Source organism: Candidatus Omnitrophota bacterium (genome assembly GCA_030688425.1).
In the GTDB taxonomy this organism is placed as follows: Bacteria; Omnitrophota; Gorgyraeia; order Zapsychrales; family JANLHA01; genus JAUYIB01.
The window spans coordinates 24,656-46,057 of record JAUYIB010000027.1 but is presented as its reverse complement, the minus strand read 5'-3'; the positions used below and the strand labels follow the sequence as shown (position 1 = coordinate 46,057).

At 55.1% G+C, this 21,402-nt stretch carries 17 protein-coding genes and 4 tRNA genes; 20 read left to right on the top strand and 1 reads right to left on the bottom strand.

Annotated features, from left to right (window positions below):
- Positions 1–383 precede the first annotated feature (383 nt).
- From Q8Q08_10695 to Q8Q08_10670, 6 genes are all read left to right on the top strand, one after another.
- Positions 384–459: transfer RNA gene (locus tag Q8Q08_10695), tRNA-Thr, on the top strand.
- Positions 460–528: 69 nt separating this feature from the next.
- Entirely contained in the window at positions 529–1,635 is a 1,107-nt protein-coding gene (locus Q8Q08_10690) for a class I SAM-dependent methyltransferase (protein MDP2654479.1), read from the top strand.
- Positions 1,636–1,789: 154 nt separating this feature from the next.
- A tRNA-Tyr gene (locus Q8Q08_10685) sits at positions 1,790–1,875 on the top strand.
- Positions 1,876–1,883: 8 nt separating this feature from the next.
- A tRNA-Gly gene (locus tag Q8Q08_10680) sits at positions 1,884–1,957 on the top strand.
- 155 nt (positions 1,958–2,112) lie between these two features.
- Positions 2,113–2,817, top strand: a complete 705-nt coding sequence (locus Q8Q08_10675; GenBank protein MDP2654478.1) for a glycosyltransferase family 2 protein — start codon at positions 2,113–2,115, stop codon at positions 2,815–2,817.
- 181 nt (positions 2,818–2,998) lie between these two features.
- The gene (locus Q8Q08_10670; GenBank protein MDP2654477.1) at positions 2,999–3,460 is read left to right on the top strand and encodes a hypothetical protein; all 462 of its coding nucleotides are present in this window, start codon (positions 2,999–3,001) and stop codon (positions 3,458–3,460) included.
- Here Q8Q08_10670 and Q8Q08_10665 read toward each other — a convergent pair.
- Positions 3,444–3,701: a hypothetical protein gene (locus Q8Q08_10665; GenBank protein MDP2654476.1), complete on the bottom strand. Its 258-nt coding sequence runs from the start codon at positions 3,699–3,701 to the stop codon at positions 3,444–3,446. The genes Q8Q08_10670 and Q8Q08_10665 overlap by 17 nt on opposite strands.
- Between Q8Q08_10665 and Q8Q08_10660 the strand changes: the two genes are divergently transcribed.
- The 14 genes from Q8Q08_10660 to Q8Q08_10595 all read left to right on the top strand — a co-directional run bounded on the left by Q8Q08_10660 (position 3,682) and on the right by Q8Q08_10595 (position 21,399).
- Positions 3,682–5,763, top strand: coding sequence for a hypothetical protein (locus Q8Q08_10660; protein ID MDP2654475.1), 2,082 nt, complete (start codon positions 3,682–3,684; stop codon positions 5,761–5,763). The two genes, Q8Q08_10665 and Q8Q08_10660, sit on opposite strands and share 20 nt — an antisense overlap.
- A gap of 138 nt (positions 5,764–5,901) precedes the next feature.
- A complete protein-coding gene (locus tag Q8Q08_10655) occupies positions 5,902–6,930 on the top strand; it encodes an NAD(P)H-dependent glycerol-3-phosphate dehydrogenase (GenBank protein ID MDP2654474.1) in 1,029 nt (342 codons plus the stop codon).
- A 198-nt stretch (positions 6,931–7,128) separates the two neighbouring features.
- Positions 7,129–7,202: transfer RNA gene (locus tag Q8Q08_10650), tRNA-Pro, on the top strand.
- A gap of 170 nt (positions 7,203–7,372) precedes the next feature.
- Complete coding sequence (locus tag Q8Q08_10645; GenBank protein ID MDP2654473.1) at positions 7,373–7,774, top strand: PilZ domain-containing protein; 402 nt, start codon at positions 7,373–7,375, stop codon at positions 7,772–7,774.
- Complete coding sequence (locus tag Q8Q08_10640; GenBank protein ID MDP2654472.1) at positions 7,767–9,065, top strand: homoserine dehydrogenase; 1,299 nt, start codon at positions 7,767–7,769, stop codon at positions 9,063–9,065. Before Q8Q08_10645 ends, Q8Q08_10640 begins: the two co-directional genes overlap by 8 nt.
- A 76-nt stretch (positions 9,066–9,141) precedes the next feature.
- Positions 9,142–10,194 carry a threonine synthase gene (gene thrC, locus Q8Q08_10635; GenBank protein MDP2654471.1) on the top strand — a complete coding sequence of 351 codons (1,053 nt, stop codon included), beginning with the start codon at positions 9,142–9,144 and terminating at the stop codon, positions 10,192–10,194.
- Positions 10,195–10,278: 84 nt separating this feature from the next.
- A complete protein-coding gene (locus tag Q8Q08_10630) occupies positions 10,279–10,917 on the top strand; it encodes a phosphopantothenoylcysteine decarboxylase (GenBank protein ID MDP2654470.1) in 639 nt (212 codons plus the stop codon).
- Positions 10,914–12,116 carry a cofactor-independent phosphoglycerate mutase gene (locus Q8Q08_10625; GenBank protein MDP2654469.1) on the top strand — a complete coding sequence of 401 codons (1,203 nt, stop codon included), beginning with the start codon at positions 10,914–10,916 and terminating at the stop codon, positions 12,114–12,116. The genes Q8Q08_10630 and Q8Q08_10625 overlap by 4 nt, the downstream gene beginning before the upstream one ends.
- A gap of 142 nt (positions 12,117–12,258) precedes the next feature.
- Positions 12,259–13,488: an aspartate kinase gene (locus Q8Q08_10620; protein MDP2654468.1), complete on the top strand. Its 1,230-nt coding sequence runs from the start codon at positions 12,259–12,261 to the stop codon at positions 13,486–13,488.
- A gap of 132 nt (positions 13,489–13,620) precedes the next feature.
- Positions 13,621–15,192: a citramalate synthase gene (gene cimA, locus Q8Q08_10615; GenBank protein ID MDP2654467.1), complete on the top strand. Its 1,572-nt coding sequence runs from the start codon at positions 13,621–13,623 to the stop codon at positions 15,190–15,192.
- A 79-nt stretch (positions 15,193–15,271) separates the two neighbouring features.
- Positions 15,272–17,947, top strand: a complete 2,676-nt coding sequence (locus Q8Q08_10610) for a valine--tRNA ligase (GenBank protein ID MDP2654466.1) — start codon at positions 15,272–15,274, stop codon at positions 17,945–17,947.
- 53 nt (positions 17,948–18,000) lie between these two features.
- Positions 18,001–18,846 (top strand): carboxylating nicotinate-nucleotide diphosphorylase, encoded by an 846-nt coding sequence (gene nadC, locus Q8Q08_10605; GenBank protein MDP2654465.1) that lies wholly within the window; start codon positions 18,001–18,003, stop codon positions 18,844–18,846.
- The gene (locus Q8Q08_10600) at positions 18,843–19,532 is read left to right on the top strand and encodes a hypothetical protein (GenBank protein ID MDP2654464.1); all 690 of its coding nucleotides are present in this window, start codon (positions 18,843–18,845) and stop codon (positions 19,530–19,532) included. The genes nadC and Q8Q08_10600 overlap by 4 nt, the downstream gene beginning before the upstream one ends.
- A gap of 10 nt (positions 19,533–19,542) precedes the next feature.
- Positions 19,543–21,399: a CPBP family intramembrane metalloprotease gene (locus tag Q8Q08_10595; GenBank protein MDP2654463.1), complete on the top strand. Its 1,857-nt coding sequence runs from the start codon at positions 19,543–19,545 to the stop codon at positions 21,397–21,399.
- Positions 21,400–21,402 lie beyond the last annotated feature (3 nt).

The following is a 21,402-nucleotide window of genomic DNA, read 5'->3' as shown; positions in this document are numbered from 1 at the left end:
CTGCGGGGCGGAACCCCGCCGGTTTCCCACCCCCGGGTTAAATCCAGGGTGTTTTTGGGAAAACGGAATAAAATTCGAGATTGTGTGATGGGCAGAAGATATCTTAGCAAAAGGACCGGGGGTTGGGAAGAATTTTCCCGTCGTTTCAAACTCCTCCTTTACAGAGATATTAAAATTTGTTATATTTATTCACCATTCTTAATAAATCTGCCGGCGTCCCGCTTTTCCAATAGTCCTTGAATGAAGGCGGGACTGGCAATTTTTTCTCAACAAAACCCAAGGTCAATTGCGGCGCAGGTCAGCCCTTCGGCTGCGCTCGGGGCAAAAACGCTTCTGAGCAAAACCGGCGCCGGGGCAAGCATTGATTCTAAGCAAAAGTTATAGCTGGCGTAGCTCAGTTGGTAGAGCAGCTGATTTGTAATCAGCAGGTCGGGGGTTCGAAGCCTCTCGCCAGCTCCAGTTTTCAAATGGATGGCCTGGGAGGGTATCCTTTTAAAATATGTCCCAAACGACTAAGCAAAAACCCTTATGAACACTTCCAGCGGAATCAAGCGCGAGTTGCAGCAAAAATGGGACAGAGAGGTCAAGATCGCCGCTGCCCGCATAGCCCCCAAAATCCTGGGGCTGGATATCCAAAACCTCCCCATCTCCGATTACAACAAGAGCTATTTTTCAAAGACCCGGCAGGAGTTGTCCGTTCATTTACATATTCACGCTTTCCTTTTGTCGTTGGCCCTGGCCCAGCATCCCCATGAGCCCCAGGACATCTCCATCCTGGATTATGGCGGCGGATGGGGGATGCTTTCGTTGCTGGCGAAAGAGCTCGGAATCGGCCGGGTGGTCTATAATGACATTTATGAGATTTCCTGCGCGGACGCCAAAGTCATTGCCGATGCCATCGGAAAACCGGCCGACCAGTATGTGGCCGGAGACATCCGCGCCCTCATTGACTTTTTCCAGACGCATCGCATGCCTTGCAACGCCGTGATATCCAATAACGTCATTGAGCACATCTATGATATCGATGATTTTCTTAAAAAGATCCCTCTTGTCAGCAACGATGGACTAACAGTCGTCCTCGCGACAGATGCGAATGTCTACAATCCTCTTAAGAAGTGGATCCTGATGAAAAAACAGCGTACCATTGAAAATCAGGATCGCGTCGGCGGCTATGGCTGGAAAGAGCGGGATTCCCTGAAATCCTACCTCAAAGCACGAAGAGAAATGATCGCTCAGCACCTCGCCGACAAGGGGGTCGCCCTGGGAGATCAGGAAATTTCCCGCTTGGCGCAAGTGACCCGGGGCAAGAGGGGGGATGACATCAAAAAATGCGTTGACGCCTATTTGCGAACTTCGGAGTTCCCCGGCGCCCCGGACCACCCGACCAACACATGCGATCCTTACACGGGAAATTGGGCCGAGCACCTCATGGATCCTTTTATGCTGGCCGGCACGCTGGAAGCCGATGGATTCGAGACCAAAGTTGTGTGCGGCTCCCATGGGCCTTACAAAAACTTTGCGATACGGCAGGTCGACAACATGTTGAATATCCTGATGGGCGTCCTTCCCGCGCGGATCGGGTTGATGGCGGCAAGATATTTTGTCCTTTACGGGCATCGGGCTCCCGGGGAATAAATCATCCGGCAAGGGGGCCGGCGATGAAACAAGAGAACTTAACCCTTGACCAAATGCCCTCCGGTTATCTAATATAATATGTTTTTGTCAGTCCTTTTGTTATTGGAAGGCTCCCATTCCCGGCTTACTTTCTGACTTCGGGAAATCTTCATACGGGCAGGTACTCAAGTGGTCAACGAGAACAGACTGTAAATCTGTTGCGCTTGCGCTTCGGTGGTTCGAATCCGCCCCTGCCCACCATTTTTCCCGCGGGCGTAGTTCAGTGGTAGAACTCCAGCCTTCCAAGCTGGTAACGTGAGTTCGATTCTCATCGCCCGCTCCATTTGCGCGACCCCGCAGCAAACCGCGGGGTTTTTTATTGACGCCCGCCAACCTTTACGGCCAGGCCTCGGGGCATCCCCGGAAAAAGTCAAAAACACATATACTTTTCTTTCCCTAAATGTATAATAACTCCAGAAGTTTATCCCAGAGCCAAACATGAAAGTCACTCTCCTTATCCCCACGCTCAACGAAGTCGAAGGCATGAAAACCATCATGCCCAAGATCAAAAAGGAATGGTACGACCAGCTCCTGATCGTTGACGGCCAGTCCAAGGACGGGACCATCGAATACGCCCGTCAGATGGGCTATCCCATCGTCATCCAGAAAAAGAAGGGCATGCGCCACGCCTACATGGAGGCCCTGCCGCACATCACGGGTGACGTGATCCTGACCTTCAGCCCGGACGGCAATTCGATCCCCGAGCTCATCCCGGACTGTATCGCCAAGATGAGGGAAGGGTACGACATGGTGATCGTTTCCCGCTATGCCAAAGGCGCCAAAAGCTATGATGACGACGCCGTCACCGGGTTCGGGAACAAACTTTTTACGACGTCCATCAACCTGCTCCATGGGGGCCGTTACACCGACGCGATGGTGATCTACCGGGCCTATAAAACAAGCCTGATCCGGGAGCTTGGCCTCGATAAAGATTCCAGCTATGAATTCGAGGAAAAGCTGTTCCACACCGTGATCAGCTGGGAGCCGCTCTTGTCCATCCGCTGCGCCAAGCGAAAGCTCAAGGTCGCGGACATCCCCGGCGACGAACCCGCCCGCGAGGGAGGGGAGAGAAAACTCCAGGTCATGCGCTGGGGTGCGGCATACATGTTCCAGGTCCTCCGGGAAGTCTTCATCTGGCGGTAAATCCCGACCTCTCCGTTTATTTTTCTATATAAAATTTCATTTCCAAACTCATTGTGATACAGTGATTTCAGGGCAAATCAAGGTATCGCAAGGGAAAAGTGTAGGTAAAAATCATTTTTGGTGGTGAAATGGTGGTGGAAAGAGCTGCCGCCAAAAAGGAGGGAAATTGAGTAAGAGACTAATGAAGAGCATGACCTGTATGATATTCTCTTCCCTTTTTTTATTGGGGTGCGCTACTATTGGCTCAATTGAAAAAAATTATGCGAAAATAAATTACAGTGACGGCATAAAGGAGGAAGAGGCTATCCTTATCGCTAAACATAATCTGATAAATTCTGATAGTAAGAATTCCTTTCGCGTTATTACTCCAAGGCTTGAGAACTGTCAATGCGTTCTAAAAAAAGATGGTAGAGAAAGGAAGTTGGGAGCGTGGTTGGTTATATTTCGTTCAAAACCAAGTTTGTTATTCGCTTCTGACTTTTTGGGTTTGGGCGATTCTGAAATGAGGTATTTTATCGACAAAAATTCTGGGAAAATTATCGCTTCAGGTGCGCATGCAATCAGTGGGATGTCATTATACATGCAACAGTTATTCGAATCCGATTCAAAAGTCCATTGCTCGGGGATTAGAAAAAATGAATAATTTTGGTGGTGAAAATGGTGGTGAAATGGTCATTTTGAATATAAAACAGAATTTGTCCCGACTTCTCCGGTATGTTTGATGGCAGCCGGGACCATTCGGGGAGAATGACCTGGTCGTCCCAACCGCTCCGTTTTATTCTTAGAGGAAGTCGGGACACCCCTGAATGGGTTTTATGGTAGTCCGGGCCGTCACCGGACAGGCCGCCCGCAACCGATCCGGCCATGAATAACCGCATTTCCATACCACGCATCCTTGCCAGCGATTGGGTCATCGCCGCGATCCTGCTGGCCGTTTTCCTCCTGGCCAACGGCTACACCTACGCCTGGGACGACCAGCACCTCGAAATCCCCCTTTTAAAGAAACTCATCAATCCGTCGCTCTACCCGAACGACTATTACGTCGACAGCCTGGCGCGGAATTTCACATCGTTTCTCTATCCCTTGCTGGCCAAACTCATTTCCGTGGACCAGGTCCCGGCCGTGTATTTTGTCCTGTATCTGCTGTCACGGTATTTCATGTTTTTCTGGATGCACAAGCTCTGGCGGCTGCTCACAGGACAGGTCTGGATCGCCGCCGCGTCCGTGATGACGATCATTCTCGTCGGCAGGGTGGAGGAGTTCCTCTACCGGACGTTCTCGCACCAGGAACTGGCCATGGCGGTGATCTTCGCCGGCCTCTATTATTTCTATAAAGAGCGTTTTATCCTCGCGGCCTTTCTCCTGGGGCTGGCCGCCAATTTTCACGCGCTTTACAGCCTTTACCCGATGGTTTATGTGTCTGCCTATTTGCTGTGGCGTATCCGGCAGCACGGCATCAGAACCCTTCTGCAGGCCGGCCTGTCTTTTGTCCTGGCCGCGGCGCCTCTCATCATCTGGGTATTCCAGAAATACCTGGGAGAAGGGCCGGGGAAAGGGGAGTACGACGGCGGATGGATCGGGCTGTATCAGCTGGCCTGCCCGCAAAACTTCACCTTTTATGAGATCCCCCTCAAAGCCGCGTTGTCCGACTGGAGCACGTTTTTCAAGGCCGTGGACATGTACCTTGTGCTGGCCGCCTTTTACCTGCTGAATTATTTCTTTAGCGAAGAGTTCCGAAAAGACGCGAAAACACAGGTCATGGCCGCCTGCGTGGCCGGATTTGTCGTCCTGTCATTCTTGTTCTCCTATGTCTGGCCCAACCCGTTCATGCTGGACCTGAATCTTGTCCGGAACACGCAATATCTCCAGTTCCTCCTCATGGGGTATACGGCCGTACTGGTTGTCCGGGCCGCCTGCACAGCCAACCCGTTCGTAGGGGTGGGAACATGCTGGTTGTTCCTGTTGATCCGCTACGGCGAAGCTGTCGCTCTTCTGACCGTGTTCCTCTGGATATGCCTGCTGAGCGCAGAACTTGTCCGGACAAAAGCCCGGAAGAATAAAGACAGGATCCTTGCCGCGTTGCTGATCCTGCCGGTGGCCTCCTCGGCGGGGTGGGGGATGGTTGCCCTTTTATCCGCAAAAAAATACAGCATGGCGTCCCTGCAGACCCTGTACGGCACGACCGCGGTGCTTGCAGCCTTTGGGGTCACGTTGTATGTTCTGGAAAACCGGTCCCGTTGGATGCCCCGGACGGTTCGGCTCCTCACAGGTGTCCTGGGGGCGGGACTGGCCCTGTCCGCCGGTTATTGTTTGCGCGGACTCATCGCCGGCCCGGGTTCTCAGGCACTCCTTTCCCAAACCGTCCCCTGGATGTGGGGGCTCGTTTTTTGCCTGGGGGTCTTCTGTCTGCATATTCTTCTCAATAAAAAATTGATCGATGTTTCTATCTGCAGAAAAATCCTCATTTTCATCCCCCTGGCGGCCCTGCTCATCAATTTTGCGTTCTATCATCACAAGCATCTGGTCATGGAACGGACCTCCCCGGGATTCTGGCAGCTTCAGCGCAACTGGATCGACATGCAGAAGTACGCGAAAGCCAATACACCGCGCCAGGCGATGTTCCTCGTGCCCAACGACATGGAGATGGGCGGGTTCCGCATCTTCTCCGAACGGCCGATCGTGGTCTGCTACAGGGATTGCGGGATCATCGGGTTTGATTACCGGGCAGCTGTGGAGTGGCGCCGGCGGCTCAGGGATGTAGAAAGCTTCAAGGTCATTGTCGATGCCCCCATCGGCCCGGCGGTCATGACGGCCCTGCTGAAGTATAAGGTCAATTACATCGTCTCCATGCGTTATCTGCCCCTGCCGGAAAACGAGATCTTCGAAAAAATTTATGAGAACGAAACTTTCACGCTCTATAGGATAAAAATCAACCCGGCCCTTTAAACCGCAAATGTCCATAGGGACACGTTATTCCCCGGAAGAGTTACCGGACCGTCTTGAAAATTTATTTTTGATTGGGAGAAACGGCGGACGCAAGTATAATGATCAGGACCACTCCATAGGAGTTTCCATAACGTCATCATGAAGAAAAAGACGAAAAAATCGGGACCTCATCCACATATCCGCCATATCGCCGTCATCGGGGACGGGGGATGGGGGACAACCCTGGCCATTCACCTCGCTGAGAAGGGGTTCGACACCCGGCTCTGGGGAAACTTTCCGGATTACGTTGAAAAAGTCAGGCAGGTCCGCTTCAATGAAAAATTCCTTCCCGGGGTCCCGATCCCTGAGCAGGTCATCCTCACGTCAGATCTCCGGGCCGCGATGGACGGAGCAGACCTGGTCGTGCTGGCTGTGCCGTCACAATTCCTGACCGGCGTCCTGAAGAGAATCCCCCCCCTGGAGACCAAAAACAAAATATTTTTGAGCGTCATCAAAGGCATTGACACCGTGTCTCTTCAGCGGGTGTCCCAGATCATCCGTCAACAGCTGGGGCCTGTCAAGCTGGCAGTGCTTTCGGGCCCCACCATCGCGGGCGAGGTGGCCAAAAAGATCCCGACCACGGCGGTCATCGCCTCTCCTGACCTGAAAATCGCCCAAAAACTGCAAAACGTCTTTAACGCCTCCCATTTCCGGATTTACACCAACACCGATGTGGCCGGCGTGGAAATCGGAGGCAGCCTGAAAAACATCATCGCCATCGCCTGCGGTGTCTGCGACGGGCTGGGATTCGGCACCAACGCCAAAGCCGCCATCCTGACCAGAGGGCTCGTGGAAATGGCACGGCTGGGCAAAGCCCTCGGCGCCCGGGAAGAAACCTTCGCCGGCCTGACAGGGCTTGGGGATCTGGTCACCACCTGCGTCAGCCCCCAAAGCCGCAATCGCTCTGTGGGGGAACAACTGGGGAAGGGGAGAACCATCGAGGAGATCAAGTCCTCCATGGAAATGGTCGCGGAAGGCGTGGAGACGGTCAAAGCCGCCTACCGCTTGAGCCGCAAGCACCGGATTGCCATGCCGATCACCGCAGAAATTTACAACATCCTCTATAAGGGTAAGAAACCCCAAGCAGCCGTTTCCGCCCTGATGTCAAGAAAAGCCAAGACAGAGTAGCGGCCAGCACCGTTTTCAGCCCGTTCAGGCCGCCCTGCATCCGCAATTCCCGCCTTTTCAATAGTACGACTTTTTCCTTTTTATCTATAGAATATTTAGTATAATATATGTCAATTCAGACCCATGATACGGCTTTTCCGGAGCGCAGCCCTCAGCTCTCGCTCAGAGGATACAGTCGGGACAACAATACGTTTTATCCGGAGCGTAGCGCAGGTGGCTAGCGCACTTGAATGGGGTTCAAGAGGTCGACGGTTCAAATCCGTCCGCTCCGATCAATTTTATAGCCTCCGGACGCCCGGAGGCCAAGGGCAGTTCACGGACAGTCCAAGGCCTGGCTTGCGCACAGCCCCTTTATTTTTCGCGTGAGCAGAGCCATGACCTTCTGGATTTATCATGAGCTTTCATCAAATTGCGTGAAGGTTATAACCTGAAGAGGTGCCCGATGATGAACTTCAACAAAAACGGAAAGAACCAGGAATCGGACCAGGCCGAACGCCGCAAATACAAAAGGATCCAAAAACACTTCATCCTGTCCTATTTTGACCTTTTGGATCCCCAGATCCGTTTTGACGCTTCCCAATTGAAAAACATCAGCCTGGGCGGGATGTGCTTCGTGACCTCCCGGCCGTTTTCACCCGGCACGCGCCTCGGGATCGAACTCAAAACCCCATTCCTGGCGGAACTGACCTACCTGGAAGGGGTTGTGCTGGGGTCCAACGAAAAACTGAAAAACATCATCTACGAAACCCGCCTCAAATTCGAAAACCTCACCCCTCAGGCGGAATTTGTCATCAATAAGCTCATCCAGTATTTTGAAAAAGGAGACAGGGAATCCGATGAATAAGATCAACCTGGGACTGATCGGATACGGCAACGTCGGCAGCGGCGTTGTCAAATTCCTGCAGACCCGTGCCAACTATTTCCGCAACAAATTCCACACGGAATTTGTCCTCAAAACGATCTGCGACCGCAGCACCCGCGACAAAAATTTCTCAGGGCTGGGGGACGTCCAGGCGACAACGGACATCAATCAGGTCCTCAACGACCCGAGCATCGACGTCGTCATCGAGCTCATCGGCGGCATCCATCCGGCCAAAGAAATCGTCCTGGGCGCGCTCAAAAATGGCAAGCATGTGGTCACGGCCAACAAGGAACTTCTGGCCCACCACGCCCAAGAGCTGTTCCGGGAAGTCCACAAAAGGGACAAAAACATTTACTTTGAATCTTCCGTCATGGCCGGCGTGCCGGTCATCAGCATGCTCACGCACGGAATCGCCGGGAACGTGGTCAGCCGTCTTTACGGCATCATCAACGGGACCTGCAATTTTATCCTCACCGAGATGACCAAAAATGATTGCACGTTCTCCCAGGCCCTGGAAAAAGCCCAAAAAAAGGGGTTCGCCGAGGCCAACCCGAAACTGGACATCAGCGGCATGGATTCGGCCCACAAGCTGGCCATCCTGACGTCCCTGACGCTCGGGAAATTCCTGAAAATCGAGGATATCTACACCGAGGGGATCACCCATATCTCTCATGTGGACATCGAACACGCGGAAAGCATGAACCTCACGATCAAGCTCCTCGGGATCGCCAAAAGGGTCGAAAACGCGATCGAGGCGCGAGTGCACCCGACGCTCATTTCCAAGGACCACCCCCTGGCGTCCATCAACGGAATCTACAACGCCCTGTTCTTATCCACCGAGCCTCTGGGCGACATCCTCATCTCAGGGGAGGGGGCGGGGCAGATGGCCGCGGCCTCAGGCGTCATCAGCGACCTTCTGAACCTGGCGTCCCGGACCGGCAGCGAGGCCTCCAACATGCTGGGAAACCTTTACACCGAAGCCCCGGACCGGAAGGTCACAAAGATCGATGAAATCAAAACACGGTTTTACCTGCGTTTTATCGCGACCGACAAGCCCGGCGTCCTGTCGACGATCACGGGAATCCTGGGAAAGCACGGCATCAGCATCAACTCCGTGACCCAGAAGGCCCACATCCGAAGGTCCACGGTCCCGGTCATCATGCTGACGGACTATGCCCCGGAAAAGAACCTCCGGATCGCGCTCGAAAAAATCTTCCGGCTGTCCATCGTGAAATCCATGCCGGTGGCCATCCGCATGGAAAATCTGTCTTAAAATCCCTCGGTTAGAAATCCGGGTCCCCGCTTGCCGCGTCTGACGCGGCAGGGATTTGGAAAAGAGAGAGCCTATCATGTCTTGGAATGGAATCATCAACCGCTACCGGGAATTCCTGCCGGTCTCCGACAAAACCCCGGTTGTCACGCTTCTGGAAGGCAACACGCCGCTCATCCCTTCTGAGGACCTCTCCAACGAGACCGGGCTCAAGGTCTATCTCAAGTACGAAGGCCTGAACCCGACCGGGTCCTTCAAAGACCGGGGGATGACCATGGCCATTTCCAAGGCCAAGGAAAAAGGCGCGAGGGTGGTCATGTGCGCCTCGACCGGTAACACGTCGGCCTCGGCGGCCGCTTATGCGGCGCGCTGCGGCATGCGCTGTGTCGTTCTGATCCCGGACGGCAACATCGCCCTGGGCAAGCTGGCCCAGGCCATGATCCATCACGCCAAGGTCATTGCCGTGAAAGGAAATTTTGACGACGCGCTGAACCTGGTCCGGCAGATCTGCGACAAACATCCGGTCGAACTGGTCAATTCCATCAACCCGTTCCGGATCGAAGGACAAAAAAGCGGGGCGTTTGAGATATGCGACGCGCTCGGCGACGCCCCGGACTTTCACTTGATCCCGGTGGGCAACGCCGGCAATATCACCGCTTATTGGAAAGGGTATCAAGAATATAAAAAAGCCGGCAAGAGTAAAACGCTTCCCAAGATGCTTGGATTCCAGGCCGCCGGCGCCGCACCGATCGTCCAAAAGCGCGTGATCGAAAAACCGGAAACTATCGCGACCGCCATCCGCATCGGCAACCCGGCCAGCTGGAAGCCGGCCGAGGCCGCGCGGGACGCATCCGGCGGGCTCATCGATGCCGTGACCGACGAAGAGATCCTGGAGGCTTATAAACGGCTGGCCGGCGGCGGGGTCTTCGCCGAACCGGCTTCCGCCGCTCCCGTGGCAGGTCTACTGAAGCTTCACAAAGCCGGTTATTTCAAAAACCATCGCGGGGCGACCGTGGCCTGCACCCTGACCGGGCACGGGCTCAAAGACCCGAACATCGCGATCAAAAACGTCGGGCAACCCGTGGCTCTGCCGGCGGATATCAAGGTGATCTTAAAGGAAATCGGGATATGAAAGGAGAAAATTGAAGATAGAAAATTGATAACAGCCTTGTATTGTACTCTCCATCTTCTATTTTCCATCTTCTATCTTCATTCTATGTCTTTGAAAAATAAAAAAATCCTCATCACGTGCGGCCCGACCTGGGTCCCGGTGGACGGGGTCCGGGTCCTCAGCAACATTTCGACCGGAGAGATGGGACACCGGCTGGCAGACCGAATCGCGGCGGCAGGGGGGAAAGTGACCCTCCTTGAAGGCCCGGTGACACACGCGTACCGGGGCCGGCCCGTGAAAATCAAAAAGTACCTTTATTTCGATGAACTCAAACGGCTGCTGGAAAGCGAACTCCGAAAGGCATACGATGCCGTGATCCACGCGGCCGCGGTTTCTGATTACCGGTTGAAAAAGACCAGGGCCGCCAAGATCCGATCCGATGCCAAACGCCTGACGCTCACCCTGGTCCCGACGGAAAAACTCATTGACCGGATCCGGGCCCGCGCGAGGTTGGTGGTTCTTGTCGGGTTCAAATTGGAAACAGTCGCCGGAAACAGCCGCCTGCTGCGAAACGCGAGAGCTTTGTTAAAAAGGGCCGGGTGTGATTTTGTCGTGGCCAACACGCTGGCGAACGGATACCGGGGCTGGGTCTTCGGCAGCAGCGGCCGGGTCCTGGCCAAGGCTTCGTCCCGGAATGGTTTGGCAAAACAACTGATCCGACTGATGAAAGAACGGTTACCATGAAATACATTGTCATTGTCCCCGATGGGATGGCCGATCTCCCCCTGGAAGAATTGGGCAATAAAACTCCCATGGAAGTCGCCCGCACCACCAACATGAAATTCATGGCCCAGAACGGGTTCACAGGGCTGATCCAGACGATCCCGGACAAAATGGCTCCGGGCTCCGACATCGGTAACCTTTCTCTCCTGGGTTACGATCCGCGGGAATGTTTTTCCGGCCGCGCGCCCCTGGAGGCGGCGAATATGGGGGTGGAACTGGCCGAGGACGAAATCGCGTTCCGCTGCAACCTCGTCACCATTGAGAAAGGCCAAATGATGGATTACAGCGCGGGGCACATCTCCAGCAAGGAAGCCCTGCCGCTCATTGAGGCCTTGAACAAGGATCCCGACGATCCCAACGCGCGTTTTCTCCCGGGAAAAAGCTATCGCCACCTGATGATCATGAAGGTCCGCAACGTCCAGGACTTTCTGGAGATCAAATGCGTTCCCCCTCATGATATCCAGGGCAAGGACATCAAGAAATATCTGCCCCAGGGCGTGCACGCGCCGCTGGTCCTCAAGCATATGGAACGCTCAAAGAAAATTCTGGGAGAACACAGCGTCAATAAAGTCCGCTTGGACCTCAAAGAAAATCCCGCGAACATGATCTGGCTGTGGGGGCAGGGCACAAAACCGAAGCTGCCCCTGCACCGCGAAAAATTCGGAGTGGAGGGGGCCATCATTTCGGCGGTGGACCTGGTCAACGGCATCGGCCGGCTGGCAGGGCTGGAAGTCATCAATGTCCCCGGGATCACCGGGTATTACGACACCAACTACCTCGGCAAGGCCCAGCATGCCCTGGAGGCCCTCAAGAAAAAAGATTTTGTCTATATCCATATCGAAGCGCCGGATGAGGCTGGGCACAATGGCGACATGAAAGAAAAGATCGCGGCCATCGAACGCATTGACCGGGACATTGTGGGCACGATCCTGAACCATTTCGACCCGAAGGACGACTTCCGCATGGTCGTGCTCCCGGACCATCCAACGCCGGTGTCCCTGCGCACACACACCAACGACCCTGTCCCGTTTGTGATGTACGGCCATGGGATCCCGGTGGACGGGGCAGACGGGTACAATGAAAAAATCGGCAAGGACAAGGGGCTCAAGTTCAAAAGCGGCAAAGAGATGATGGAATTTTTTATGCAGAAACATCTGTGATCCCGCAAAATGGCCCCGCCTGATTTGCTGACGCAAATCAAAACGGCGGGATTAATTCCTGCCTACCGGCAGGCAGGCGCGCATTGACTTCCGTTCACGACGTTCCGTAAGTCAAGCCCACATTAAGGAAGGTAACATCGAAATGGAAAAGACCCTGATCGTTCAGAAGTTCGGCGGATCGTCCGTTGCCAACATCCAGCGGATCAAGGCCGTCGCCAACCGGATCCTCGAAACAAAAACCAAGCACAATGACATCGTGGTGGTCGTGTCCGCCCTGGGCGACACCACCGACGAGCTGGAATCCATGGCGTTCGAACTCAATGCCACCCCCCCGGCCCGCGAAATGGACATGCTGATGTCCACAGGGGAACAGATCTCCTGCGCACTTTTGGCGATCGCGATCAAGGACCAGGGGCATGACGCGATCTCCTTTACCGGAGGGCAGGTGGGGATCAAGACCGACAAAACCCACACCAAGGCCAGGATCGAAACGATTGACGCGCGCCGGATCCGCAAGGCCCTGACCAAAGGGAAGATCGTCATCGTGGCCGGCTACCAGGGCATCACACGGGAGAACGACATCACGACCCTCGGCCGGGGGGGGTCGGACCTCACCGCGGTGGCCCTGGCCAAGACGCTCAAGGCCGACGTCTGCGAAATTTACACCGATGTGGAGGGCATCTACACCACGGACCCCCGCATCGTCAAGGAAGCCCGGAAGATCAAGACCATCACGTTCGACGAAATGCTGGAAATGGCTTCACTGGGCGCCCAGGTCATGCAGGCGCGCTCCATCGAAGTCGCCAAACGATTCAACATCCCGTTACACGTCCGATCAAGCTTCTCGAAGGAGGAAGGGACCATGATTGTGCACTCGACAGAAAAACTGGAAGACATCGCCGTCCGCGGCATCACCTGCAATAAATCCGAGGCCAAAATCACCATCCGCGCCGTTCCGGACAAGCCCGGGGTCGCGGCCATCATTTTTAAAGAAATTTCCAAGGCCGGCGTGATCGTCGACATGATCGTCCAGAACGTCAGCCAGACCCGCCACACGGACCTTTCGTTCACGATCCCCAAAGCGGACATGACCAAGGCCCTCGCGACAACAAAAAAGATCGCGGCCAAAATCGATGCCGGAGACGTCCTGGAAGACAAAAGTGTCGCCCGCATTTCCATCGTGGGTTCCGGCATGAAATCTCATTCGGGGATCGCGGCCAAAATGTTCCAGACCCTGGCTGAGAACGAAATCAACATCGACATGATCTCGACATCGGAAATCAGCATCTCCTGTATTATCCAGCAGGACATGTCGGACAAGGCCGTGAAGGCCCTGCATAAAGTTTTCAAGCTGGACACCTTAAACGGATAGCCCCAGAGCCCTTGGCGCTTAGCAGGATACCTCTGGGGTTAATTCGCCCAGCAAACTTACGTTCACCTACCGTCCGTAAGTTTGGGGCTCATTAACCAAATCCGGCGTTGCGCCGGTGAAAGCGAACTGGTTATGCCACGCGTCGTCATCTATGACACAACGTTACGGGACGGTTCCCAGACCGAAGGGATATCGTTCACCGTCAACGACAAACTGAAAATCGCCGCAAAGCTCGACAACCTGGGCGTGCACTACATCGAAGGCGGATGGCCCGGCTCCAACCCGAAAGACAAAGAATTCTTCCGGCTGATCCGGCACCAGAAGCTCAAGCACGCCAAGATCGCCGCGTTCGGCTCAACCCGGAGGGCCGGGGTCAAGGCCTCCGAGGACGTCAACCTGAACGAACTCATCAAATCCAAAACGCCGACATGCACGATCTTCGGCAAAAGCTGGGACTTGCACGTCACCGACATCATCAAGACCACGCTCGAGGAAAACCTCGCGATGGTCCACGATTCCGTGTCATTTCTGAAAAAAAAAGGGAAAGAGGTCTTCTACGACGCGGAGCATTTTTTTGACGGCTACAAGAGAAATCCCGACTACGCCCTGAAAACGGTCCTGGCCGCCCAGGATGCCGGCGCGGACTGCATCGTCCTGTGCGACACCAACGGGGGCACGCTGACCGAAGAAGTCAGGGACATTGTGGCGGCTGTCCGGGAGAAACTCACGGCCCCGATGGGCATCCATTGCCACAACGACCTGGACCTCGCGGTGGCCAACAGCCTGGCCGCGGTCGAGATGGGCTGTATCCAGGTGCAGGGGACGTTCAACGGGCTGGGGGAGAGGTGCGGCAATGTGGATTTGTGCACCATCGTCGGGATCCTGAACACCAAGCTCCACCGGAAATCCATTCCCGAGGACAAGGTCAAACTGCTCACAGAGACATCGTATTTTTTGAGCGAAGTGAGCAATTTCAAATTGCCGGACAACCATCCGTTCGTCGGCCACTCCGCCTTTGCCCACAAGGGAGGCGTGCACATCGACGCCATGCTGAAAAACCCGATCGCTTATGAGCACGTCAACCCCCAGGCCGTCGGTAACCGCCGCCGGTTTGTGACATCGGAATTGGCGGGCAAGATGCCGATCGTTCTGCGGGCCAAGGAAATGAACGTCCATTTAGACAAAAAGTCCCCTCAGACCCAAAAACTGCTCAAGGCCCTGCAGGACAAGGAACATGGCGGGTACCAGTTCGAGGCCGCGGACGCGTCGTTTGAACTTTTCATGCGCCGCCACCTCAAGCAATACAAGCCGTTCTTCACCCTGGAAGGATTCAAGGTCGCGACGGAAAAACGGTTCGACGGAAAGATCTTCGCCGAGGCTTCCATCCGCCTTAAGATCAAAGACGGCCGGGAGGAATTCAGCGCCTCCAGCGGCGACGGTCCGGTGGACGCCCTCGACAAGGCCCTGCGCCACGCGCTGGAGAAATTTTATCCCGGCATCAAGTCCATGCATCTGTCAGACTACAAAGTCCGCGTCCTGGACACCCAGGCAGGAACAGCCGCCAAGGTGCGCGTCCTCATCGAGTCCCAGGACGATTCCAATTCCTGGACCACGGTCGGCGTGCATGAGAACATCATCGAGGCCAGCTGGGAGGCCCTGGTGGACAGCGTCGAGTATAAATTACTCAAGGATACCAAAAAATAGGTCACAGGGTCACACGTCACAAAGTCACATGCCCTCGTGTGACGTGTGGCTTTGTGGCCTTGTGACTTTTTTAAAAATCATGAACGACCTCTCCACACGATTCAGCTTCAAAGACGTCGAGGCCAAATGGCGCCGGCACTGGGAAGACAACGGCATTTTCCACGCCGAACCCAGGGATGGGAAAAAACCGTACAGCATCGTCATCCCACCGCCGAACGTCACCGGGATCCTGCACATGGGCCACGCCCTGAACAACACCCTGCAGGATATCTTGATCCGTTACAAACGCATGCAGGGCTTCGAGGCCTGCTGGATGCCCGGGACTGACCACGCGGGGATCGCCACGCAGAACGTCGTTGAAAAACAGCTGGCGAAAGAGGGGAAGACCCGCCACGACATCGGCCGGGAAGAGATGCTCACCCGCCTCTGGGACTGGAAAAAACAGTACGGGGACACGATCATCAACCAGCTCAAACAGCTCGGCGCTTCCTGCGACTGGCCCCGCACGCGGTTCACCATGGACGACGATTACAGCGGAGCGGTCCGGCATGTTTTTATCGCTCTGTACAAAAAGGGCCTCGTCTATCGCGGCCAGTATATCATCAACTGGTGTCCGCGCTGCCAGACCGCGCTGTCGGACGAAGAGGCGGAACACAAAAATGTCAACGGCTCGCTTTACCACATCCGCTATCCGTTCAAGGACGATCTCCAAAAATTCGTCATCGTGGCCACCACCCGCCCCGAGACCATGCTGGGCGACACCGCCGTGGCCGTTCATCCCAACGACCCCCGTTACAAAAAATTGATCGGCAAAACCCTGGTCTTGCCGCTGTTGAACCGCGAGATCAATATCATCGCAGATGATTTCGTCAACCCCGAATTCGGGACCGGCGTGGTCAAAGTGACCCCGGCCCACGATCCCAACGACTTCCAGATGGGACAGAGGCACAAGTTGGAATTCATCAATATCATGCACCCGGACGCCCGGCTCAATGAAAACGCCGGTCCGTTCAAGGATATGGACCGCTTCAAGGCCCGCGCCAAAGTGCTTGAGGCCCTTAAAGAAGCGAATTTTCTGGAAAAAATGGATCAGCATGCCCACGCCGTAGGCCATTGTTACCGCTGCCACACGGTTGTGGAACCCTACCTATCCAAACAGTGGTTTGTCAAAATGAAGCCCCTGGCCCAACCCGCCCTCAAGGCGGTCAAGGACGGGAAGATCAAATTCTACCCGGAACGCTGGACCAAGGTCTACACCAACTGGATGGAGGAAATCCGCGACTGGTGTATTTCCCGGCAAATCTGGTGGGGGCACCGGATCCCGGTCTGGTACTGCGACGGTGAGAAAAAATGTTCCGAACCGATTGTCGCTGACCAGGCCCCGGCCAAGTGCCCGCATTGCGGTTCCTTACAACTGAAACAGGATGAGGATGTGCTGGACACCTGGTTTTCCTCCTGGCTTTGGCCCTTTGCCACGTTCGGATGGCCGGAGGGCAGTCAGAAGTCAGATGTCAGAAGTCAGCAGAAGAAGGATTTGGAATATTTTTACCCCACGAATTCGCTGTTCACGGCATCGGAAATCATTTTTTTCTGGGTGGCGAGGATGATCATGGCGGGAATAGAATTCATGGGCGACATCCCGTTCTCGGACGTTTACATCCACGGCACGGTGCGCGACGCCCAGGGGCGGAAGATGTCCAAATCTCTCGGCAACGCCATCGACCCGCTGGAGATCATCGGGGAATACGGCGCAGACGCCCTGCGCTTCAGCCTCATCGTCAATTCCGGCCAAGACCTTTACATCTCAAAGGAAAAATTCGAGGTCGGCCGCAATTTCGCCAACAAAATCTGGAACGCGTCGCGGCTGGTGTTGATGAACGTCTCTCTTCCGGAAGGAGAGAGGAACATCGATCTTGAGAACGACGCCTCAGTCAGAACTTCGGACCTGCCGACGCGGTGGATCGTTTCCAAATTCTATTCCACCCTGGCCGAGGTCGACCGTGCCATCGACAATTACCGGTTCTCCGAGGCCGAAAACCTGATCTACGATTTCTTCTGGAAAAATTTCTGCGACTGGTATCTGGAAATGATCAAGGGCCGGTTCAGCGATCCGGCCGTCCAGAAGATCACGTTTGCCATTCTTGAAAAATCCGTGCGCATGATGCATCCGTTCCTGCCGTTTGTCACCGAGGAAATCTGGGCCCATCTGGGGATCAGCAAGGACTGCCTGGCCGTCCAGCCCTGGCCGGAGGCCAAGCCCGGGCTGATCGACAGCCCGACGGAAGACAGCATGCAGACCATTATTGACCTTGTCTCCGGCATCCGCAACCTCAAGGTCCAGTGGAACATCAAGCCTCAGCAGGTTTTGGACTGCCATTTCGCCGCCGGCGCAAAGGCGCACCAGCGCTTGTTCGATCAAACAAAAGAGATACTGCAGAACCTGGGCAGAATAAATCCCGTCGTCTCCCCGGACAACCTTGCAGGATTAAAAAATGCCGCGACCGGCATTACGGGAGGCATCAAATTCGCCCTGCCGCTGGGGGATGTTATCGACGTGGAAAAAGAAAAACGGCGCATCCTCGAGCAGATCGCCCAGTTCAAAAAAGACTCAGCCGGCCTCTCCGGCCGCCTCGCTAACCAGAGCTTCCTGGCCAAGGCGCCCCATGATGTGGTGAAAAAGGAACAGGAACGGCTGGCCGCGCTCACTGGCAAGATCCAGGAGCTTGACGGCGTCATCCGGAATTTGAGTCATTGACCTTGCATCATCCCCGGTGGGGGGCTATAATCGCAACCGAACCAAAAATCTCTATGAAACAAACATTGCGACAACTGATTAACCGGGCGCTGAACGAGGATGCCGCCTTTGCGGACGTCACAAGCCGCAGCCTGATCCCCGTGTCCCAGCGTTCGTCCGCGGCCGTCATCGCCAAACATGACGCCGTCGTCTGCGGGCTGGCTGTCGCGGCCATGGTCTTCCGGCGGCTCGACCCGTCGATGAAGATCCAAATTTCCACGCGGGACGGCCGCGCGGTCAAAAAGAACCAAAAGATCCTCAAATTGACGGGCCAAACCCGCGCCATCCTGGCAGGGGAGAGGACCGCCCTCAACATCCTTTCGCACCTGTCCGGGATCGCCACTCTGACCCGCCGGTTTGTGAAACAAGCCGGTCCCAGCAAGGCCAAAATCCTCGACACCCGCAAAACCCTGCCGGGCTTGAGAGACCTTGAAAAAATGGCTGTCCGCTGCGGCGGGGGCACCAACCACCGACGGGATTTGAGCGACATGGTCCTGATCAAGGACAATCATCTGAAAACCGCTAAACACCACAGCTATCCGCACATGATCCGCGAAGTCCGCAGAAAAACTTCCAAACCCGTTGAGATCGAAATCGAGACCCTGGGACAGCTGAGCGAGGCCCTGGCAGCGGGAGCCGACATGATCCTGCTGGACAACATGACGCCGGCCCAGCTGCGCCGGGCCGTCCGGCTCCGGGACCGGCTGCGCAAAAAGTGCCTACTGGAGGCGTCCGGCGGCATCACGCTCAAAAGCGTGCGGGCCATCGCCCGCACCGGCGTTGACCGGATCTCGGTCGGGGCGCTGACCCATTCTCCCTCGGCCGTGGATTTCTCGCTGGAGGTCGAACAAAGGCCATGATGCTCCGCAGCACCCCGGTGAATAAATGCCTTTGCCTCTGCGCGCTGATGTCGCTCCTGACGATCTGGCCAGGAAAAACGGGAAGGGCCGAAGATGCCATTCCCGACCAGGCGATCTTCAACGACAAACTGATGCTCGACGGCTATACCGCCAACTTCAGCAAAGAGAACCTTGAGACCATCCTGGCCATGATCCAGGATGAAAGCCTCGATGGCATGAAACTGGCCGCCGCGATCCGGGTCTTGAGAACAAAATACCTTGATGAAATTTTCTATCCGGGAAAAAAGATCGTTGAGAAAAATCTCCTGCGCCGGCTGAACCTGACGGACTCGCCCTTCGTGCAGGTGGAGATCATGCACGCCCTCTGCCGGATGGACCGTTACCGCTATTACAAGACCATGGTCCCGGCCCTGATCCAAAAACTCGATCATTACAATTCGGCGGTCAACGAACTGGCCTACGAAAGCCTTAACGGACTCACCCTCGGCCACGAGCGGGCCACCGAGGCGAGGATCGTTTTTACGACCCTGCGCAAGGTCCTGTTCCTGTCGCGCCGGCGGCTGGCCAACATCACCGAGCCCAACACGCGCCTCAAACAAAAACTTCAGCTTCTGCGGTGGTCCATCAAGATCCTCGGGACGCAGGAATTAAACCGCCTGCCCAAGGAAGTCATCCATCTTCTGTGAAAACATGCCGATGAAAAAAATCGTCTGGCTCCAAATCTTTCTGCTCGCCTTGATCGGCGCCGTCATCTGGGTGACGTTCACCTATCCTCAGCTCTCGTTCATCGATCTCTCCGTCGACCGTCCCCAAGCCGTTGAAATCGCCGACCGCTTTCTCAAAGAGGACCGGGGGCTGGACATGTCCGGCTACCGGCGCGCATCGGTCTTTGTCGCGGCCATCGCCGCCGACCAATATCTGCAAAAAGCCGTCGGCTTTAAAAAAGAGCTGGAATTCTTCAAAGAGCACAATTATGAATTGTTCTTCTGGAAAGTGCGTTACTACAAGGAAAAGCAGACCGAAGAGTATCAGGTCTCGGTTAGCGCCGCGACAGGAGAGGTCACCGGCTATCAGCGGAGGATAGATGCCAGCGCGTCCCGTCCGGAGGTGAACGAGGACGCCTCCCGGGAACAAGCGTTCCAGTATCTGCAGAAAAAATTCGGTTACCTTCCGGAAAGCTACAAACTCCATTCCCACCTGCGCACCACGTTTGACAACAGGATCGAATTTTTCTTCACTTGGGAAAAGGAGGGCGTTTATATCCCCTGGAGCCGTATCGAAGACAACGGGGGGGCGATCCTGATCTCCGGCATCACGGTCTCAGGCGGGGAGGTCATGAATTTCTACAAGCAGAAACTCCTGCTGCCAGACCAGTTCAACCGGAAATTGAGCTCCAGCCAGGACATCGGCCGAAATCTCTCCGTCATTTTCCGGATCGTTTATTACGGGCTTCTGGCCGCGGCCGTCTTTTTCGTCCTGTTGCACAAAAATAACTTGGTGATGCACTGCGTCAAACCTTTCGTAATCCTGCTGACCCTGGTCCTCTTTACCCTGACAATCCTGGGACACCTCAACGAATTCCAGAGCACTCTGTTCCATTACCCGACGACATCCTCATTCAATTCGTACTTGTGGCAACATTTCTCCAATCTCATCCTGGACGTCTTTATCGCCACCATCGGCATCATCATGCCCTTGCTCGCGGGGGAAGCCCTGCACTACCAGATTTTCCCCCACAAAAAGGAGGGGGCCTTCCTGCACTATATCCGCACGACGATTTTCTCCAGAGAATTCAGCAGGACGGTGATCCTGGGATACATGTTCGCCGCGATCATGATCGGCATCCAGTCGGCCTTGTACGAATACGGGCAACGGTATCTGGGCGTCTGGATCGAATACGCATGGATGGCCCGGCTGTCGTCCAGCTACCTGCCGGTCTTGTCGGCCTTGATCATCGGCGTGGGGGCCAGTTTCCCGGAGGAAATCATGTTCCGGATGTTCGGGATCAGTCTTGGGAAAAAATACCTGCGGAACACGGTCCTGGCCTGCATCATCTCCTGCGTTATCTGGGGCTACGGCCACAGCGGGTACCTAGTCTACCCCATGTGGTTCCGCAGCTTTGAAATTTTTTGCCTGGGGCTGTTCTTGTCCTGGGTCTATCTTCGTCACGGGATCGTTGCGGTCATCGTCGCGCATTATGTTTTTGACGTCTTCTGGGATACCTCCCCGTACCTTTTGGGTCAATCCACGGAGTATCATTTTTACAGCGCCGTTTCCATTTTGCTTCTCCCATTGCTGCTGGGACTGCTGGCGTTTCTGAGAAACCGGGCCGTCAGCGAAAAACCCCTGAGATGGCGCCTGAACCGCCACCAGATCTTTAATATGGAAATCCTCAAAGACTATCTGCGCGGCCGGCCACAGCTTCTGGGTCAGGGCAGGGAGGCCTTGAGAGCGGAAATTGCTTCACATGGCTGGGACGCGGCTGTTGTGGAAATTGTCTTGGATGATTTGAAGACTTCCGGCAACCCGCCCGTCCCGGACAGAAAAATGTAGTTT